Raw genomic sequence first — 17,883 nt, 5'->3', positions numbered from 1 at the left:
TCTGGTAAATATTAACCAAAGGGTTTCGGGTTTCCGGGACCCTTTTTTTGCTTTTTACATTTCTAAATAAATAAAGAAGTAATTAGAATTATAAAGCTTCGAGGCTTACAAAACCTCCAATGTGTCAATACTGCGAATTGCAACTGACAACTGTAAACTGATTAATTTCCCTTTCCAAAAATCTCTTCTGGACCTTTGGGAATGACCATTAGGACTTTTTCTTTTTCCACGACGACTGAACCGGCAGGAGAACCTTTTACTTTTCTCACATATTTGGCTTCAGTATGAATCACCGGCGCAAGGGATTCATTTTTGTTTTTAGAATAAAAAGCAGCCAATGAAGCTGCGGTCTCTAAGACGGCCAATGGGATGCTTTTAAGCCCCGAAGTCTTGATAAGTACATGTGAACCCGGAACCATGCGCGCGTGCAGCCAGAGGTCGTCTTTCTTGGTGTAGCCACGAAGCATTTCGTCGTTTGCCTGAGCAGACTTACCTACCCAGATAGGAAATCCCTCAAATTCAAAAGTTTTGAACGGTAAAATGACTTCCTCCTTTTGCAAAGCCTTGTCCTCACCGTGAGTTTTCTTAAAGGCTTTTAAGGATCGGAAATCATCAATTGCATTCAATTTCTCAATTTTAGATTCGAGCATTTCAGCTTGGGTGATTTTTGCAGAAATAGTTTTTTCCAATTGCTCCCATTCCAGTTTCCGGTTTTTACTTTTTCTGTATAATGAGGCTGCGTAATCCTGCGGTTTTTGGTTTGGTTTGAGTTTGACGAGGATGTTTTCTCCAGAATAAAAATCCATCAATTCGGCTTCTAGTCGTCCGTTTTGAAAAACATGCAAATTAGCCATAATCACATCTGCCAGATTTGAAGGAGGAGGAGAGTTGCGAAGTTCTTCAAGTTTTTGCGTGGACTTCTGGATATACGATTTGGTGCGCTTGAGTTGCTCTTGGTATTTTTTGAGTAAGGAGTTTTTGTCTTTCTCAAAATTCCCTCGGACCAGAGCCAAATAAAACAACTCATTGACTGCTTGAATAGGATTAGAGAAGCTTTTGACAGGATTGTCATTTGGCAGAAGGCTTAGCTGAATCTCTCCCTTTTGGTCTATTAGAGAAAAAAGTGGCGTTTCCAGCATATCCAACAACTCCTGCATGAGTTCCCATTTACTCTGCAGATCTGCATCTGGATATCCTCTTTCCTTAAGCCAGCCTCTTGGAATAGCACCTAAAGTGGGCAGAAATTGAGAAGCATTTCCTTCCAGTTTTTCAAAATTCCCCCAACCTAAATCATAATTTTTATTCAGTGTTCTCCAATCCAAATCGCGATCTTCTGTAATGCCATTTCTAAATAATTTAAATGGAATTGCTTCATCATGCTCATAAAGCAAAACGTTACTTCGATTCGCATGTAATTTGAAAAGGAGGATTTTACCTGAGCTAAGGTTGAAATAAAAGGCCCGCTCAAAACTCAAGACCTTACAAACCAGGATCTTTTCTCCGATGATTTCCTTGAACAGGTTAATGCTATTTCGCTTAGCGCGCTGGAAGTTTTCTGGAAATGAAAGGTAAATCTGAGGTGGTAAAAAATGCGCTCGGACGAATCGCGACTCTTCAGCATCTTCCGTTTCCATGATCAACTCATCTTTATTTTGAGAATAGCAGGCGGTTATTGTCTTTCCTTGAAAAGCTTTTTCCAGTTCAGGACAGAGGTATTGTAGGAAGTGAAAATTTAGATGCATTTGCCCAAAGTTAGCTGAAGCCCGTCATAGGCCAAGGCTATTCCTTCAGGTAATTCCTTGTCGACTGTATCATGCAGGCCAAGTTTATGCGAAATATGCGTAAAGTAGGTTTCCTTGGCCCCGATTTTATTTGCCATTTCAACCGCTTCATCTAATGTGAAATGTGAGATATGTGATTCCTTTTGCAAAGCATTTAAAACCAGAATTTCAGTTCCTTCAATGAGTTTTAGAGATTCATCAGGGATATAATTTGCATCTGTGATATAGGTGAAATCGCCGATTCGAAAACCTAAGATGGGAAGCTTATAATGCATCACAGGAATGGGAGTAATCCTGATGCCTTTAATTGTAAATGGATTTTCATCTATTTCAATAGGGGCTACCTGAGGTACACCAGGATATCTTTTTCCGCTGAAAATATAAGCGAATTCACGTTTGATTTGCTCTATTACTTGAAGCTTTCCAAAGACAGGCATGTCTTTTTGTTGCTTGAAATTAAATGGACGGATATCATCTAAACCAGCGGTGTGGTCTTTGTGCTCGTGGGTGAAAATCACTGCGTCTAGATCGGTGATGCCTGCCCGGAGGATTTGTGTACGGAAATCAGGCCCCGTATCGATTACTACGCTTAATTTTCCCGCCTGCACGTGGATGGATGATCTAAAACGCTTGTTTCTAAAATCTAATGATCCGCATACTTCGCATGTACAGCCAATCACTGGCACGCCCTGAGAAGTTCCGGTTCCTAAAAAGGTTACTTTCAAAATTTTAATTGTGTTTGCCTCAATTCTGTGAGGAAGTCATGATTTGCTTTATCCTTAAAATCGGCTGGGTCAAGATTTAGTTCGATGAGAATATCAATCAGAGCGTTGATTTTACCTTCCAGCGGAAAATATTTATTGACGATTACGATTTTAGCATCATTCAATACACAATAGCCAGATTTGAAATTCCCCTTTTCATAACGCAACATATAATCAGATGAGGCGAATAGATTTTCGAGTTTGTCCAAAAAGTGCTTGGTGTATTTTGTTGCCATATTTATACGAGGAATTTTTTGACAGTAACTAGTAATTTGTCGTAGTCCAGTGGTTTTTGGATAAAATCATCAAATCCCAATTTCCTGAATTCATCCATGGTATAATTGTTCATGTTGCCGGTAATTGCAATGATCGGAAGTTTGGATTTGCTTTCATCATTTAATGCCCGGATCATCTTTGTGCAGGTAGCTCCATCCAGGACTGGCATATTTAGATCCATGAGAATAAGATCAAAATCCTCCTTTTCCAGCATGTCCAGCACTAGTTTGCCGTTTTTAGCAGCTTTCATTTCATATTTTTCAAATGAAAGAATGCTCTTAGTCAAATTTAAAATGACTGAACTATCTTCCCCAACAAGGATTTTTTTTGATTCATTCATGAGTTAAAAATAGTTTCTTCTTCAAGATATTTTTTAAATATAACACGTTCATTTTTGAGGGTTTTTATCGTTGATTCCAAAGAATCCCATTCCTCGGCACGTGCTTGCAAATCTGCATCACTAGAAATTGTAAAAATGGTCTTGGCTCCAAAAGTACCAGAATTACCTTTAATGGTATGAAAGTTTTCGATCAGCGATTGCTTATCCTTTTCTTTTAATGCCTTCTCTATTAGGCTCATCAGCTGATCGAGTTCTTCAATGAAATCAATATACAAAGACCTTAGAGTAGTTGGGGGATTAAATTTAGATAGTTGATTAAATACGGTTTTATCCAATATTTCGGGAGAATCATGAAAGCTTAGCTTTTCGTCATCAGTGCAGGAAAGAATATCTGATACAGCTTCCAGAAAATGTTTAGGACGAATTGGCTTTGAAATTACATCATGAAAACCCATTTCCAACAAACATTTTCTGGAGTTTTCTTCAGAAAAGTTTGAAACAGCGATAATTGGGCACCTGTAGGGAGATTTTCTCCAGATTGCCTTAGCCGTGGTCATACCGTCCATTACCGGCAGTTGAATATCCATCAAGATCAAATCAAACGCTACTTGGCTAGTTTTCTCAACTGCTTCAAATCCGGTTTTTACAGATTCAAATCCACACAACTGCTCGATCAAGTTTTCTATTAACCGCCGATTCATATCATTAGCATCAACAATCAATACCTTTTTGGTTTTCATTACAATACTTTGGATTTTTGGCTTTCGGCTACCTATCTAATCTATTTTGTCAAATCAATCCTATTTAATCTTAGTAGTGGGTCCCACTTCAGTGGGTAAGACTGATTTATGTCTAAATCTAGCCAAAAAATTCAAGACTGAAATCGTCTCCTGCGATAGCAGACAGTTTTATAGAGAAATGAATTTGGGAACGGCAAAACCCAGTGCTGAGGAGTTGAAGCAGGTTCCTCATCATTTCATCAACAGTCTATCAATAGCCGATGAATATGATGTCAGGAAATTTGAGCAAGAAGCGTTGGTTGTGCTGAATGATTTGTTTGCAAAGTATCAGGTGGTCATTATGACTGGAGGCTCAGGACTTTTCGCAGATGCAATTGTCGATGGGTTGGATGAAATGCCAGAGCTGGATCCAAAGATCCGCAAGGGGATAATTCTGGAATATGAGGAAAAGGGCTTAGCGTTTTTACAGGAAGAGATTGCTAAAAATGATCCGCAGTATTTTGAAAAAGTTGACCAAAAAAATCCTCAGCGATTGATGCGTGCCTTGGAGATTTGGCGAGGTACGGGAAAGAAGTTTAGTTCATTTAGAGTGAAATCAAAAAAGGAAAGACCCTTTCAAACGATTAAAATTGGTTTGGAAAGAGATCGAGAAGAGTTGTACTCCAGAATCGATCGAAGAATGGATCAGATGATCCAAACAGGTTTGTTTGATGAGGCAGATGCACTTTTTGGAAAAAGGCATCTGAATGCATTGCAAACTGTTGGGTACTCAGAAATCTTCGGGTATCTGGAAGGTAAGTATGATAAGGAGGAAGCCGTCAGATTGCTCAAAAGAAACTCTAGGCGCTATGCAAAACGTCAGATGACCTGGTTCAAAAAAGATGAATCAATTCATTGGTTTACTCCTGAAATGCAAGAAGAAATCCAAGCCTTTGTAGAAGATCAAATCGCCTGAAAACGAGCGATTTTTCCAACCCAATTGTAAGGAGCTTTTTTTAGAAGCTGGTTGTATTGAATTCGATTGACCTTTAGATCCCTAATGATTTTCAATGCTTTTTCAGTGATGCCATTCTCTGTCTTTTTATCCTTTAGCGCAGCTATAAGTAAGTCTGGATCGGAGGAATCATCGACCAGAATACCCAATGCTGGATTCAAGGAATTTAATTTAAATAGCAACTCTTTCTGCTGATTGAGTTTACGCTGCAGCTCATTTTTCACAGTAAGGAAAAACAGGAGAGCACCGCTTCCTAGCATGATGAATAGTGGTATAAAACCCATCTTATATACTCAAGATTTTCATTAATTTAAGATGATCGGCAATCAGCGGCTTATTCATTCCTATGCAATCAACAAAAGGGGTAAATACGACTTGTTGATTGACAACTCCAGCCATGTGAAATTGATGACCGGCAAGTAACCCTTCTACTGCCGACATCCCACATCTACTAGCTAAAACTCGATCACGGGCTGTAGGGTTTCCGCCTCGCTGAATATGTCCAAGAGTGGTCACTTTAAAGTCTTTTGTAGGGTCATTGACCTTATTTTTAACTATTTCCATCACCGTTTGTGCATTGCCTGCTTCATCACCTTCTGCTACAACAACAATACTGGAGAATCTGTTTTTTCTATTATTCTTTAGGGATTTCACCACATCGTTCAAATCAGTTTTGGTTTCCGGTACCATCACAAATTCAGCTCCTCCACCAATTCCAGATTCCACCGCAATAAATCCAGCATCTCTACCCATCACTTCGATGAAGAATATCCGATCGTGCGCAGCTGCAGTATCACGAATTTTGTCAATTGCTTCCAAAGCAGTATTCACAGCTGTATCAAATCCAATCGTATAGTCAGTACCATACAGGTCATTGTCAATAGTACCCGGACAGCCAATCGTTGGTATACCATATTCTTCAAAAAAGATTTTTGCTCCAGTGAATGTACCGTCTCCGCCGATAGCAACAAGACCTTCAATGCCATGTGCTTTCAGATTGTCGTATGCTTTCTTTCTTCCCTCGGGAGTTTTGAATTCCATTGATCTGGCAGATTTCAACACAGTTCCACCACGCTGAACAATATTACTTACTGAGTGAGATTGGAGTCGCTTGATATCTCCATCAATCATACCTTCATATCCACGATAGATTCCATATACTTCCAGCCCTTTGAAAATAGCTGTACGAACGACCGCTCGCACACATGCGTTCATGCCAGGACTATCCCCTCCAGAAGTAAAAACTGCTATTTTTTTCATAAGTCAATTAGTGTGTTTAATAGGTCATTAAGCTTTTCCCAAACTCATTTCGGGATGATCCTGCATGGTAAAAGTATGGTTAGATTCATGCTCGCTTTCATTTTACATAGGTTTGAGAATCCAAAAATAGGGATTATAGAAAGAATGCTTTCAGTTTCTCAAATTATTAAACTTTTAATAAATCCAGATTTCCAGTAGAATTTGAATTCCATCTTTAAAAATCAGAATTTGTGAGAATGGAAAAGAGAAAATTACCAGCCTTAGATTTTGAAATTAGTCCTATCGCTTTGGGATGTATGTCGCTAAAGGGCAACCTTAAAGCCGATCAAAAGGTTATTGATGCTGCAATTTCTGTGGGTATTGATTTTTTGGATACGGCTGATTTGTACCAAAAAGGAATGAATGAAGAAATTATTGGGGAGGTCATACGCGACAGGAGAAAAGATATTGTCCTAGCCACTAAAGTTGGGAATGAACTGCATGCAGATGGTAACGGATGGGACTGGAATCCTAGGAAGGATTACATTCTAAGAGCAGTGGAGCAGAGTTTGAAAAGACTGCAGACAGATTACATAGATCTTTATCAATTGCATGGTGGGACAATAGAGGATCCCTGGGATGAAACGTTGGAAGCATTTGAAATCCTAAAAAGTCAAGGTAAAATTAGAGCATTTGGCATTTCATCCATTCGTCCAAATGTGATCCGTAAAGTTCTAGGTATGAGTAGTCCAGCGACCATCATGATGCAATACAGCCCGTTGGATCGCAGGCCTGAGGAATCGGTTTTTCCTTTGATTGCAGAGTCTGACACTAGGGTGTTGGTCCGCGGAGCTTTCGCAAAAGGGCTTTTAATAGACAAGTCAGCACAATCATTTTTGGACTACTCAGCTGCTGAGGTAAAAGATATACGTGAGTTGATCGCAGATTCAGGAGTACTTCCAGAAGCATTTTTGATCCGGTTTGGTTTGATTCAGCCGGCTGTGGGTTCACTCGTGATAGGTGCCAGTTCGGTACAGCAAGTCGAGAAAATTAATTTCGCATATCAACAGCATTCTATGATTTCAGATGAGCTGATAGCCGAAATATCAGCTAAAATACCGCTGAACCTATACGAGCAACACAGGTAAAATACCAATTGCCTAAACTCAACAAATAGTCTATTTTGGAAGAATTTATTTTATCCAGCCTTTAAAAACACCCAAATATGAAGCTTAGATTGTTAATTTTTCTTTTACCAGTTCTAATCTGGTCTTGCGAACCCAAGGAACTAACTGAAGCGGAACGCTGGGAAGATACCGCCAGCCGAGTGGAGATCCTTAGAGATGATTATGGCATTCCACATATTTATGGAAAAAGCGATGCAGATGCAGTATTTGGTTTGTTGTACGCGCAGTGTGAGGATGATTTCAGGAGAGTTGAGCGCAATTATATCTGGGCTACCGGCCGGCTTGCTGAGCTGGAAGGTGCGGAAGCTATTTATAGCGATTTGCGAGCCAATATGTACATGACTGAAGCAGAAGCAAAAGCTGCCTATGAATCTGCACCTGACTGGCTGAAGGACCTTTGTGTTGCTTTTGCCGACGGCGTCAATTATTATCTAGCAACACATCCTGATGTGACTCCTCAGGTGATTACAAAATATGAACCTTGGATGCCGATGTTTTTTAGCGAAGGATCTATTGGAGGCGATATAGAGCAAATTCCTACAAGAGGTATTAGGGCTTTCTATGCCGAAAAAGAACCAGATGTGATGGCTATGCATGAACCAGAATTTGCGAATGAATCCCTTTTAGACGAGCCAAAAGGATCTAATGGAATTGCGCTGAATGGCAAAATGACTGCTTCGGGTAATGCGATGCTGCTGATCAATCCACACACTTCATTTTACTTCAGACCGGAGGTTCATGTAGTAAGCGAAGAAGGCTTGAATGCCTATGGCGCGGTGACTTGGGGACAGTTTTTTGTATACCAGGGATTTAATGAAAAAACAGGTTGGATGCATACTTCTACCCAAGTGGATTTTATTGATGAGTTTGTGGAAGAGGTCACTGAAAAGGACGGGAAATATGAGTATCAATATGGAGGAGAAACTAGAGCTGTCGAGGAGCTTCAGGTCACTTTGAAATATAAAGACGGTGCGGAAATGAAAGAAAAGCCTTTCACTTTCTACAGAACGCATCATGGGCCGATCACACATAAAATCGAAGACAAATGGGTGGCTACCAAGATCAATTGGGATCCAGTAAATGCCTTGATCCAAAGTTTTACACGTACAAAACTCAGCAATCATGAGGAGTTCAAAAAGATGATGGACATCCGTACCAACTCATCAAACAATACTGTTTTTGCAGATGCAGATGGAAATATTGCCTATTTCCATGGGAATTTTATCCCAAAGAGAAATGAAGGGTTTGACTTCTCCGAGCCTGTGGATGGATCAGATCCTGCTTCAGATTGGCAAGGTTTACATACAGTGGATGAAAGTATTCTAATCTTAAATCCAGGTACAGGATGGATCCAAAACTGTAATTCCACACCATTCACGGCTGCAGCTGAATTCAGTCCAAAAAAGGGAGATTATCCGTTTTACATGGCGCCAGACCAGGAGAATTATCGTGGAATACATGCGATTAAAGTGTTGAACGATACCTCGGGTTTGACTTTGGATGGCATAATCGAATTGGCTTACGATCCTTATTTGCCTGCATTTGAGCACTTGGTTCCTATGCTGCTCAATGCTCATGAAATGCGTGGTGTGGGAGATCCGCAGTTTGCCGAAGCAATTCGTGTTTTGGAAGCTTGGGATTATCGTACTTCCAAAGAATCAGTAGCGATGTCTCTGGCACATTTCTTTGGGATGAACTTTATGAGAGAATATGGCAGCATCAATAACTTCATTCCTTTTAATCAAGATGAAAACACAAAGATCCCAAACCCATCGCCAACCGAACTTTTAGCCACTTTTGCCAAAACATTGGATCAGATGAATGCGGACTTTGGAACTTGGAATACGCCTTGGTCCGAAATCAATAGATTCCAGCGCTTGACAGGGGAGATTGATCTGCCATTTGATGATGAAAAAGAATATACACCAGTGGGAATGGCATCAGGAACTTGGGGTGCTTTGGCGGCTTTTGGCGCCAGAACTTATCCTGGAACGAAGAGATTGTATGGCTACAGAGGTAACAGCTTTGTGGCAGCAGTGGAGTTTGGGGAGAAAGTAAAAGCAAAATCAATCCTCGCAGGTGGACAAAGTTCAGACCCAAATTCCCCACACTTCTATGATCAGACTCAAGGGTATGTAGATGGTGAGTTCAAGGATGTGGCCTTTTACAGAGAAGATGTGGAGGCAAGAATGGAGGAAAGATATGTACCGGGAAAGAGGAAGTAGGCAGTGATCAGTGGCAGTATTCAGTTTTTGACCGTTGAGATTTTAACGGGCGAGAAGACCTTACTTTTGAAATATGCCTCGAAAACGAATTGAATCTTTAGATCAGTAAGTCAAATCCCGCCATTTGATTTAGTAGTGACCAACTAGAAAAAAAACTAACCAACTTATGAGAAAAATACTTTTTTTTATGCTCCTGAGCTCAACTGTAGCTTTTGCGCAGCAAGAAAAGCCTCTCCGAAAATCCATAGAAACGGATACTCGGGCGATCAGGCAAGATGTCCCAATGACGAATTCTATTCGCAAAGCTTTTGAAGAAGGCTCGAGAAATTTCTTAGGCAAACCGGGAGAAAACTACTGGCAGCTGGAAACGGATTTCGTCATTAAGGCAAGCTTAGATCCAAGTACGCAGACCATCACTGGATCTGAGAAAATCTTGGTACATAACAACAGTAAGGATGATTTGAATGCTATCGTTCTTCGATTGGATCACAATATTTTCAGAGGAGATGTGCCTCGAGGCAGTTCAGTTCCTGCGGAAAACACCGAAGGAATGATCGTGACTGCGATTAAAGTTGGAGGAGAATCTGTGAATTTGAATGCTCCATCAAGAAGTAGTAGAAATGATCCAGCCATTCTAAGCGTGAGAGGTTTGCAAAGTACAGTTGCTACAATTACGCTCGTTGACCCGATCAAAGCAGGATCTACTGTAGAAGTAGAAATTGACTGGCATACCAAATTGCCTGGGGGAGATGGTGGCCGTGGACATAGAATGACTCAGCGTTTTGATAGCACCTTGTTTCAACCAACCCAATGGTTTCCAAGATTGGCGAAGTACGATGACCTGCGAGGATGGGAGAGCAGTCTTTACTTAGGTCCGGCGGAGTTTCACAATAATTTTGGACGTTATGACGTCTCGCTTACTGTTCCAGCTGGCTGGATCGTGACAGGCACAGGAGTTTTGCAAAATCCAACTGAGGTATTGACACCAACTGTAGCTGAGCGATATGCAAACGTGCTTGACTCCGATGGTGAAGTGACGCTGGTAGGAGAAGATGAAAAAGGTCCTGGTAAAGCGACCAAAGCTGGGGATAACTTGACTTGGCACTTTGTTGCAGATAAAGTCAATGATTTTGCTTGGGCTACTTCAGATAGGTTTATTTGGAAGGCTACTAAAGCGGATATTCCCGGTAAAGGAGAAGTACCAATTTACATGGTGTATATTCCGGAGAGAGCGAAGTATTTTGAAAAAGCAGGGGAAATCACCAAACATGCCTTGGAGTTTTATTCCAAGCTTTGGGCGCCCTATCCTTTTCCCCAACTTACTCTCCAAGACGGCCCAAGTGCAGGTATGGAATATCCTATGGTGATTAATTCCAGCCAGTTAGCTGCAGATCATGAAGCTGCGCATCAGTGGTGGCCAATGATGGTTGGGACCAACGAAACCCGCTACGGATGGATGGATGAGGGATTCAACCAATACATGAATATTCTTTCCAGTGCAGATAGCAGAGGAGTAGATTATAATCTGGATGGTTTGGGACAAAACTACGGTCGAATCAGTGGGAGGGAAGATGAAGCTCCGCTGATGTGGAGTGCTAATGATGCGGGCAGTATGTATGGTTTTCAAACCTATTCGAAGACACCGTTGATGCTTTCTATGTTGGGTGGCATTGTTGGTGATGAGGCGGTGATTAATGCAATGAAAAAATATACCACTACTTGGGCGTTTAAGCATCCATCACCTTGGGACTACATGTTCTTTATGGATAATGAGTTGGGCGAAAATCTCGGATGGTTCTGGTATTACTGGCTGTTCACCACCGAATCTGTAGAAGGTTCTATTCAGGATGTGAGTTCGGCAAATGGCAAAACTACTGTAACTGTGCATCAGGCAGGGGAGATGCCATCACCAGTTGTGTTACAAGTAGAATTTGAAGGTCCAGCGAGCGTCATGATGCCAAATGCTAAAAAGATAAATGATACTACTGTTGAACTGACCTGGCCGGTGACGGTTTGGTTTAATGGAAGCAGGACATTTGATGCGGTTATGAATTTGGGAGATGCAACGATCAAAAAGATCACCTTGGATCCCCACGGACGTTTTCCTGATAAAGACATGGCCGACAATGTTTGGCCAAAGTAATTGGAATGAAAATGAGGTTCGAAGGAGCCTCATTTTTTTATAACAATGAATTTTTGGTGATTACACAACCCCCTGCGCTTGCATAGCTCTAGCTACTTTTGAAAAGGCAAAGATATTTGCACCTTCCAAATAATTTCCCGGGACGCCATAAGCTTCAGCTGTTTTCAGACATTCGTCATGAATATCCTTCATGATATTCTTTAGCTGCTGGTCCACTTCATCTCTGTCCATATATACTCCTTGGCGATTTTGGGACATCTCCAATCCCGAGACGGCAACACCCCCGGCGTTGGAACTTTTGCCTGGTGCGTACAGGACTTTCGAATCCTGTAAAATCTCAATTGCTTTTGTACTGCAAGGCATATTGGCACCTTCGGCAAGCAAGATGATTTCATTCGAAACCAAGTTTTTGGCATCCTGCTCGTTGATTTCATTTTGCGTGGCACAAGGGAAAACACATGATGCTTTTACTTTCCAGAGTGGGTTAAAATCCTGGTCTTTTTTAGTCTCATGATATTCGGATTCAGGATATTTGTCAGCATATTCCTTGATCCTGCCTCTCTTTTCATTTTTCAGTTTTTTGATGAAATCAAGTTTGGCAGTATCTATCCCGTCTTTATCTATAATGTATCCTGAAGAATCCGATATACTGATAGGAATTCCTCCAAGTGCTATGATTTTTTCGATGGCAAATTGGGCAACATTACCGGCACCCGATACGAGACATTTTTTATCCTTAATTGAGTCATCTTTGACTTCTAGCATGTTGCTGGCAAAATAAATCAATCCGTAACCCGTAGCCTCGGGTCGGATGACACTTCCTCCCCAATCTTCGCCTTTGCCTGTGATTATGCCTGTGAATTTGTTTTGAAGCTTCTTATACATTCCAAAAAGGTATCCGATTTCCCGCGACCCAACACCGATATCTCCTGCAGGGACGTCTGTGAAATCGCCGAGGTGACGGAAAAGCTCCTGCATGAACGCAAAGCAGAAGCGCATGATTTCGTTATCTGATTTCCCTTTGGGGTCAAAATCGGATCCTCCTTTTCCGCCTCCCATAGGAAGGTTGGTAAGTGCGTTTTTGAAAATCTGCTCGAAAGCCAAAAACTTCAATATGCTGATATTGACTGAGGGATGAAATCGCAATCCGCCTTTGTAAGGTCCTATGGCAGAATTCATCTGAACCCTATAGCCCCGATTGACCTGCACCTCTCCCTGGTCATCCTTCCATGCGACTCTGAAAGTGACGACCCTCTCTGGCTCGATCATTCGCTCCATAATTTTGAGCGTATCAAATTCAGGATGTTTCTCCAAGACCTTGCTCACAGAAGGGATGACTTCCTGCACAGCCTGAATAAATTCTGTGTCGTTTGGATCTCTCTGCTTGAGAATTTCGATGATTTTATTTCTTAGATCACTCATTTTTTTATTTTTCTATAGTTAAAACAACTAGGTAAAAATGTATCGCTTACCTGGGAATAATGGTTTAACTATATAAAATGGCGAACTGTTCCGGCCCATGCAGGAAGCCTGTACTGTTTTGGGATGCTCCAGTGCGTTAAAAGCAATGATTTTTGAGGTTTTCAACGGATTTTGTTCAAGCAAGTCCTTGTTACCAATGAGCAAAAAAATAAGAAGTTGAAGTTTCATTTCAGTCCAATGAAATATCATTCTTTCGACCCCGACTTAGAGAATGAAAACGAGATGGTTCGCCAATCTAATCTTTGTTTGGTAATTCACTCATTTCCAATTCCCAGTTGTCCTGCTTCTCCAGAAGCTGGACTTTATTTGGTCATGAGTCATTTATTATTTTTCCGTTCGTGAGACACGAACGGGGGCGATGGTAAGCTATGAGAACTATGATTCTATGTGGTTAAGTAAAGACGAACTATTTTCAACCATATAACCGCATAGTAAAACATAGATTCAATTGTGTTTATCTGTTGTCCAACTTACTCCTAGGCTGGACAATATTTGGTCAGTTTTCAATTATTGCTAATTACCCTTCGTGACACGAACAGGGGCGAATCTACTTATTAGGACTTTCGCTCATCTCTAATTTCAACTCACCACCACCTGTGATTTGGCTATGCGAAAGCTCAAGATTGCCAAGGTTTTGATTCTTCCAGTTTGCAGATTTCACGAAAACATTAGATGGGCTGTTTGACTCGGTTTTGATGATGAATTCCTTTCCTGAGTAATAGTTAGGGTTCAACTGAATCGTGATTTTGTCAAAAATCGGACTGCCAATTTGATAGGCTGGATCAGCTTCGGTTCCTCCGTTCATTTGGAATAAGCCTATTTTCATCAACACTGCCAAGCTTCCCATGAGCCCTTGGTCTTCATCGCCGTTGTATCCATTTTCGGGACTTAGGTCAGAATAAATTCTTTTCACTATAGCCCTGGACCAATACTGAGTCAGATCAGGTCTTCCCAATTTGTGGAAAATGAATGCTGTCTGAATGGAAGGTTGATTTCCATAATTAATCGGAATTCTACGGTATTCAGGATGTGTTTCTTGTGAGTGAGAGGTACCCGAAGTGAAGCCAAGCTTTTCGGATTCTTCGAATGACCTGTTCAATCGCTCGATGGCTTTTTCTTTTCCACCCATCAAGTCAGCCAGTCCATCCAAATCATGAGGAACAAACCACGTTCCTTGACTTCCATTCGCTTCGTTGAAACCAGCGTTGTACTCGTAAGGATCAAATGGCGTTTTCCAGCTTCCGTCCACATTTCGAGGACGCATCCAGCCTGATTCTGAATCAAAGGTGTTTTTATAATTTTCTGATCTCTTCAAAAACTCTTGCTCGCCAGCCGCGTCACCTAGTGCTTTTGCCAACTGTGCCAGCGTCCAATCCTGATAAGCATACTCCAAAGTTAGACTTGGTCCATCCTGATGGTATCCGAAGTTTCCCTCCGGAATTGGCCAAGGCACATAGCCGTTTTGTAAATAATAGGACAAGCCGCCACCCAGCGAAGTTTTGTGTTCATACCCAGCCTTTTCCATGATCCCACCAGGACGGTGATTTTTCTTGAGACCTTCGTAAGCCATCTCAACTTCATAACCACGAATTCCTTTTTGGTAAGCGCTGACGATAAATGGCGTGCTCGAAGCCCCCGTCATCACGTAAGTATAATTTCCTCCAGAAGGTCCTCTCGGGATCAAACCACCATCTTGATAGTATTGCAACATGGAATTGACAAACTCCTCGGTGATCTCAGGATAAACCAAATGCCATAATGTATTGATGGTCCACTGAGCTCCCCAAAACGAATCCGAATTGAAGTGACGGAACTTAGGTTTGCCAGTTGTATCCAGTGGAATTTGCTTGGTCATATGTGTTCCGCTGGTCAGGTCTGCATAGTAGCCATTTACGTCAGAGATAGTTCTTCTTCCTTGAAGCGCATGAAAAAGATCTGTATAAAACCTTCTCCTGTCCTTTTCTGTGGCACCTTCTACTTTAACCCTTCCCAAGTAGTCGTTCCATTCTGCAAAGGATTCTTCCCTCACTTGGTCAAAGTCCCAATGCGCTAATTCCGTGGTGAGATTAAGCATAGCTTGCTCTGCACTCACGTAGGAAATCCCAACTTTCATGAGTAATTCATTCTCAGAATTATCGAAAGTCAGGAGCGCACCTGAGTCTTTCCCTCTGATCTCAGAAAGGGTGGGAGTGACTCCATTCTCTGACCAACCACTGATCTCTGAGATTTCTTTATTGAGTTTGATCGCAAAAAAGATAGGGGTGTCATTGGGTCTTCTTACCGTTGGACCGATGATAATATGTCCTTGGAGTGTGGTTTTATTGATCTGGATGATTTCTCCGTCTATGATTTCAGATGGACCGAGCATTCCACCTAACCTGATCATGATTTGCTGCTGACTGTTTTTCGGGAAAGTATAGCGATGTAACCCAACACGTAGGGTGGAGGTGAGTTCTATATTTATTCCATATCGATCAAGTATCAATCGGTGATATCCCGGCTGTACTATTTCAGTTTTATGGGAAAAAGGGGAGGCAAAGTTTCTTTCTGCTTCCAAACTCACCCCTGAGACTGGAAGTACAGAAAGTGCCGAAAGTTGCCAGGCATGTACGTGACTGAGCCCTTTGATGGAATCACTGTCGTATCTGTAGCCTGAGCCCCAAGCGCCGCCCGTGTCCGTGTCAGGACTGAGATTCACCATCCCGAAAGGTCTGGTTGCGGTATTGAAAAAGAACCAGCGGGAGTTTTTGCTATCTACGTAGGGATTTACTAGATCAGCCGGGGTCAAGTTTGATTGAGCAGAAGCTAAAAGTGATAGCTGGAAAAATAGAAAAGTAAGGCATAATCGAAGGTTCATCTTTTGAGTCAGTTGATTGGGAAGTTAAGTAAGTTTCAAAACTTCATAAAACAAACCTGAGCGTTGAGAGTAATTACGGAAAGGATTTCTGAAACCGTTGATTTATAGAAATACAAAAAATAGCTGGAAGTATGAACTTCCAGCCTTTTAGCTTTAATGGTTTCAGGATTTCCCTTAAAAAGGAAGGTCAGCTTCTTCATTGACTTTCGCCGATTTCTCACCCATCAGCAGAATGTTGTGAACAATAACCTCAGATATGTACCGCTTGATACCTTCTTTGTCCTCGTAGGAGCGGTTGCTGAGTTTGCCTTCGATGGCTATTTCCGAGCCCTTGTCAGTGTATTTGTCTAATAGTTCGGCTTGCTTACCCCAAGCCACGATATTGTGCCAGGTGGTTTCTTCTACCCGCTCGCCTTTTTGGTTTTTATAATACTCGTTCGTAGCGAGGGATACTTTACCCAAGGTCTTGCCACCTTCTAGGTTTTTGATTTCTACTTTGGATCCTAGACGTCCGATTAGCTGTACTTTGTTTCTTAGCGTATTCATGATGTTTGTTGTTTTGGTTAGAAAATTTGTTTGTCGTTTTCGCTAGAGGAAAAACTGATGGGTCAAAGTTGCAGGATCGGTCTGCGCAAAGTCGGTACATAGTCGTTTGTATTCGATAGTAGCCGTTTGTTGTCGGATAAAGTGGGTTTGGGTGGGTTTGGGTGGGTTTGAGGATGATTGAGGAATCAAAAAAGTTTAGTAGGTTTAGTGAGTACTATTCGCAGTTGTGGATGTATAAGTGGTGTATAGCATTTCCTTCATATTATAGATTTTAGTGAACAGATCATTATCTCTCATATTTTTCCTTCTAACTACTTCTATCTGCCACGCACAAATTGAAGTTAAGGGAACTGTCATATCAGAGGAAGATGGTTTAGGTCTCCCCGGTGTTGCAGTTGTTGAACTTGGAACAGAGAACGGAACTTTAACTGACTTGGAAGGGAACTTCCAAATAACAGTATCCAATCTGAACACAACACTGGAAATCTCATTTGTTGGATTCATTCCCAAACAAGTCGATTTGAATGGTGATAATTCTGTCTCAATTAGACTGAAACTTGATTGTAATAAAGATTTTTTTGATTCTCAGACTATCAGTGTTTACGCTTTATCTGGAATTTTAAATAATCCGATTGGTGGCCAGCTTGACTTTGCATTTCCAACCTTTAGCCGAGGAACCTTTATAGCTGGTTTTTCCTATCAATCCGATTTTGAAGACAAGAATTTCATTAATGGAAAACTTGAATACAAACATTTCATTTTCAACTGTGATTTGGATTTTGACCTAAATTGGTATCACAGAAGAGTCAATTTCACAGATTTCAGATCTTCGACCAATTCATTTGAAACAAACTTCAATTACGGAAACTTCAGACTTACTGCCGGATACAGTAACCTCAACTTTGATGATCGAGTTTTGGATGATAATAGCAATTTTTCCGCTCCGGTGGTTGGTTTCGGAACTTGGATTAACACTGTACCTGTACGAACCTTGCTAACTGGAAAAGTAGCTTTATATAGAAATCGGACAGAAATTGTAGGTGAAGTCACATTTTTCACTAAGTACGTTGAGCTCTTTGTGAACTACTATCAACTCGACTCATTTTCCGAACTAACAATTGGAATCGGAAAGGAATTTGGATATTGGCTGAAGTCTCAAAAACAATATAACCAGCAGCGTAACAATCGCTAACAATCTTTTAGGCTTTTGATCTTCTTGCAAAGGGCACTTGAATCTGATACTTTTAAGAAAGTAACATAGTCAGAGCTTACGGCTTTTAGCTTGGCATTGCAATGAGTAATTCCCCAA

At 41.2% G+C, this 17,883-nt stretch carries 15 protein-coding genes; 5 read left to right on the top strand and 10 right to left on the bottom strand.

Going from position 1 to position 17,883, the window contains the following annotated elements:
• Positions 1-161: 161 nt before the first annotated feature.
• From LV83_RS14070 to LV83_RS14050, 5 genes are read right to left on the bottom strand one after another with little or no spacing between them, the layout of a single operon-like run.
• On the bottom strand, positions 162-1,742 hold the full coding sequence (locus LV83_RS14070) for an NFACT RNA binding domain-containing protein (protein ID WP_111612187.1): 1,581 nt from the start codon (positions 1,740-1,742) through the stop codon (positions 162-164).
• Positions 1,733-2,506, bottom strand: coding sequence for an MBL fold metallo-hydrolase (locus LV83_RS14065; RefSeq protein ID WP_111612186.1), 774 nt, complete (start codon positions 2,504-2,506; stop codon positions 1,733-1,735). Before LV83_RS14065 ends, LV83_RS14070 begins: the two co-directional genes overlap by 10 nt.
• A complete protein-coding gene (locus tag LV83_RS14060; protein ID WP_111612185.1) occupies positions 2,503-2,781 on the bottom strand; it encodes a hypothetical protein in 279 nt (92 codons plus the stop codon). The genes LV83_RS14065 and LV83_RS14060 overlap by 4 nt, the downstream gene beginning before the upstream one ends.
• A gap of 2 nt (positions 2,782-2,783) precedes the next feature.
• Positions 2,784-3,161 carry a response regulator gene (locus LV83_RS14055; RefSeq protein WP_111612184.1) on the bottom strand — a complete coding sequence of 126 codons (378 nt, stop codon included), beginning with the start codon at positions 3,159-3,161 and terminating at the stop codon, positions 2,784-2,786.
• Complete coding sequence (locus LV83_RS14050; RefSeq protein ID WP_111612183.1) at positions 3,158-3,901, bottom strand: response regulator; 744 nt, start codon at positions 3,899-3,901, stop codon at positions 3,158-3,160. The genes LV83_RS14055 and LV83_RS14050 overlap by 4 nt, the downstream gene beginning before the upstream one ends.
• A 46-nt stretch (positions 3,902-3,947) precedes the next feature.
• Between LV83_RS14050 and miaA the strand changes: the two genes are divergently transcribed.
• Positions 3,948-4,856 carry a tRNA (adenosine(37)-N6)-dimethylallyltransferase MiaA gene (miaA, locus tag LV83_RS14045; protein ID WP_111612182.1) on the top strand — a complete coding sequence of 303 codons (909 nt, stop codon included), beginning with the start codon at positions 3,948-3,950 and terminating at the stop codon, positions 4,854-4,856.
• On the opposite strand, the gene LV83_RS14040 is transcribed toward miaA, so the two are convergent.
• A complete protein-coding gene (locus LV83_RS14040) occupies positions 4,844-5,179 on the bottom strand; it encodes a hypothetical protein (protein WP_111612181.1) in 336 nt (111 codons plus the stop codon). The two genes, miaA and LV83_RS14040, sit on opposite strands and share 13 nt — an antisense overlap.
• Before the next feature lies 1 nt (position 5,180).
• The gene (gene pfkA, locus LV83_RS14035; RefSeq protein ID WP_111612180.1) at positions 5,181-6,155 is read right to left on the bottom strand and encodes a 6-phosphofructokinase; all 975 of its coding nucleotides are present in this window, start codon (positions 6,153-6,155) and stop codon (positions 5,181-5,183) included.
• A gap of 236 nt (positions 6,156-6,391) precedes the next feature.
• Between pfkA and LV83_RS14030 the strand changes: the two genes are divergently transcribed.
• The 3 genes from LV83_RS14030 to LV83_RS14020 all read left to right on the top strand — a co-directional run bounded on the left by LV83_RS14030 (position 6,392) and on the right by LV83_RS14020 (position 11,689).
• Positions 6,392-7,282 carry an aldo/keto reductase gene (locus tag LV83_RS14030; RefSeq protein WP_111612179.1) on the top strand — a complete coding sequence of 297 codons (891 nt, stop codon included), beginning with the start codon at positions 6,392-6,394 and terminating at the stop codon, positions 7,280-7,282.
• A gap of 77 nt (positions 7,283-7,359) precedes the next feature.
• Positions 7,360-9,546 (top strand): acylase, encoded by a 2,187-nt coding sequence (locus LV83_RS14025; protein ID WP_111612178.1) that lies wholly within the window; start codon positions 7,360-7,362, stop codon positions 9,544-9,546.
• A gap of 166 nt (positions 9,547-9,712) precedes the next feature.
• Positions 9,713-11,689, top strand: coding sequence for a M1 family metallopeptidase (locus LV83_RS14020; RefSeq protein ID WP_111612177.1), 1,977 nt, complete (start codon positions 9,713-9,715; stop codon positions 11,687-11,689).
• A gap of 60 nt (positions 11,690-11,749) precedes the next feature.
• On the opposite strand, the gene gdhA is transcribed toward LV83_RS14020, so the two are convergent.
• From gdhA to LV83_RS14000, 3 genes are all read right to left on the bottom strand, one after another.
• Positions 11,750-13,111, bottom strand: a complete 1,362-nt coding sequence (gene gdhA, locus LV83_RS14015) for an NADP-specific glutamate dehydrogenase (RefSeq protein WP_111612176.1) — start codon at positions 13,109-13,111, stop codon at positions 11,750-11,752.
• Between the two features lie 607 nt (positions 13,112-13,718).
• A complete protein-coding gene (locus LV83_RS14005; RefSeq protein ID WP_111612174.1) occupies positions 13,719-16,028 on the bottom strand; it encodes a GH92 family glycosyl hydrolase in 2,310 nt (769 codons plus the stop codon).
• Between the two features lie 174 nt (positions 16,029-16,202).
• The gene (locus LV83_RS14000) at positions 16,203-16,574 is read right to left on the bottom strand and encodes a single-stranded DNA-binding protein (protein WP_111612173.1); all 372 of its coding nucleotides are present in this window, start codon (positions 16,572-16,574) and stop codon (positions 16,203-16,205) included.
• 274 nt (positions 16,575-16,848) lie between these two features.
• Here LV83_RS14000 and LV83_RS13995 point away from each other — a divergent pair, with 274 nt between their 5' ends.
• Complete coding sequence (locus LV83_RS13995; RefSeq protein ID WP_158530589.1) at positions 16,849-17,766, top strand: carboxypeptidase-like regulatory domain-containing protein; 918 nt, start codon at positions 16,849-16,851, stop codon at positions 17,764-17,766.
• The last annotated feature ends 117 nt before the right edge of the window (positions 17,767-17,883 follow it).

This window comes from Algoriphagus yeomjeoni (genome assembly GCF_003259505.1).
Taxonomy (GTDB): Bacteria; Bacteroidota; Bacteroidia; order Cytophagales; family Cyclobacteriaceae; genus Algoriphagus; species Algoriphagus yeomjeoni.
This window is presented reverse-complemented; position numbering and strand designations above follow the sequence as displayed.

Excerpts from the sequence above, each read along its gene's own strand:
- LV83_RS14000 (WP_111612173.1), bottom strand. The coding sequence starts at position 16,574 with ATGAATACGCTAAGAAACAAAGTACAGCTAATCGGACGTCTAGGATCC.
- LV83_RS14020 (WP_111612177.1), top strand. The coding sequence starts at position 9,713 with ATGAGAAAAATACTTTTTTTTATGCTCCTGAGCTCAACTGTAGCTTTT.
- pfkA (WP_111612180.1), bottom strand. The coding sequence starts at position 6,155 with ATGAAAAAAATAGCAGTTTTTACTTCTGGAGGGGATAGTCCTGGCATG.
- gdhA (WP_111612176.1), bottom strand. The coding sequence starts at position 13,111 with ATGAGTGATCTAAGAAATAAAATCATCGAAATTCTCAAGCAGAGAGAT.
- LV83_RS14060 (WP_111612185.1), bottom strand. The coding sequence starts at position 2,781 with ATGGCAACAAAATACACCAAGCACTTTTTGGACAAACTCGAAAATCTA.
- LV83_RS14040 (WP_111612181.1), bottom strand. The coding sequence starts at position 5,179 with ATGGGTTTTATACCACTATTCATCATGCTAGGAAGCGGTGCTCTCCTG.
- LV83_RS14050 (WP_111612183.1), bottom strand. The coding sequence starts at position 3,901 with ATGAAAACCAAAAAGGTATTGATTGTTGATGCTAATGATATGAATCGG.
- LV83_RS14005 (WP_111612174.1), bottom strand. The coding sequence starts at position 16,028 with ATGAACCTTCGATTATGCCTTACTTTTCTATTTTTCCAGCTATCACTT.
- LV83_RS14070 (WP_111612187.1), bottom strand. The coding sequence starts at position 1,742 with ATGCATCTAAATTTTCACTTCCTACAATACCTCTGTCCTGAACTGGAA.
- LV83_RS14025 (WP_111612178.1), top strand. The coding sequence starts at position 7,360 with ATGAAGCTTAGATTGTTAATTTTTCTTTTACCAGTTCTAATCTGGTCT.
- LV83_RS14055 (WP_111612184.1), bottom strand. The coding sequence starts at position 3,161 with ATGAATGAATCAAAAAAAATCCTTGTTGGGGAAGATAGTTCAGTCATT.
- LV83_RS14030 (WP_111612179.1), top strand. The coding sequence starts at position 6,392 with ATGGAAAAGAGAAAATTACCAGCCTTAGATTTTGAAATTAGTCCTATC.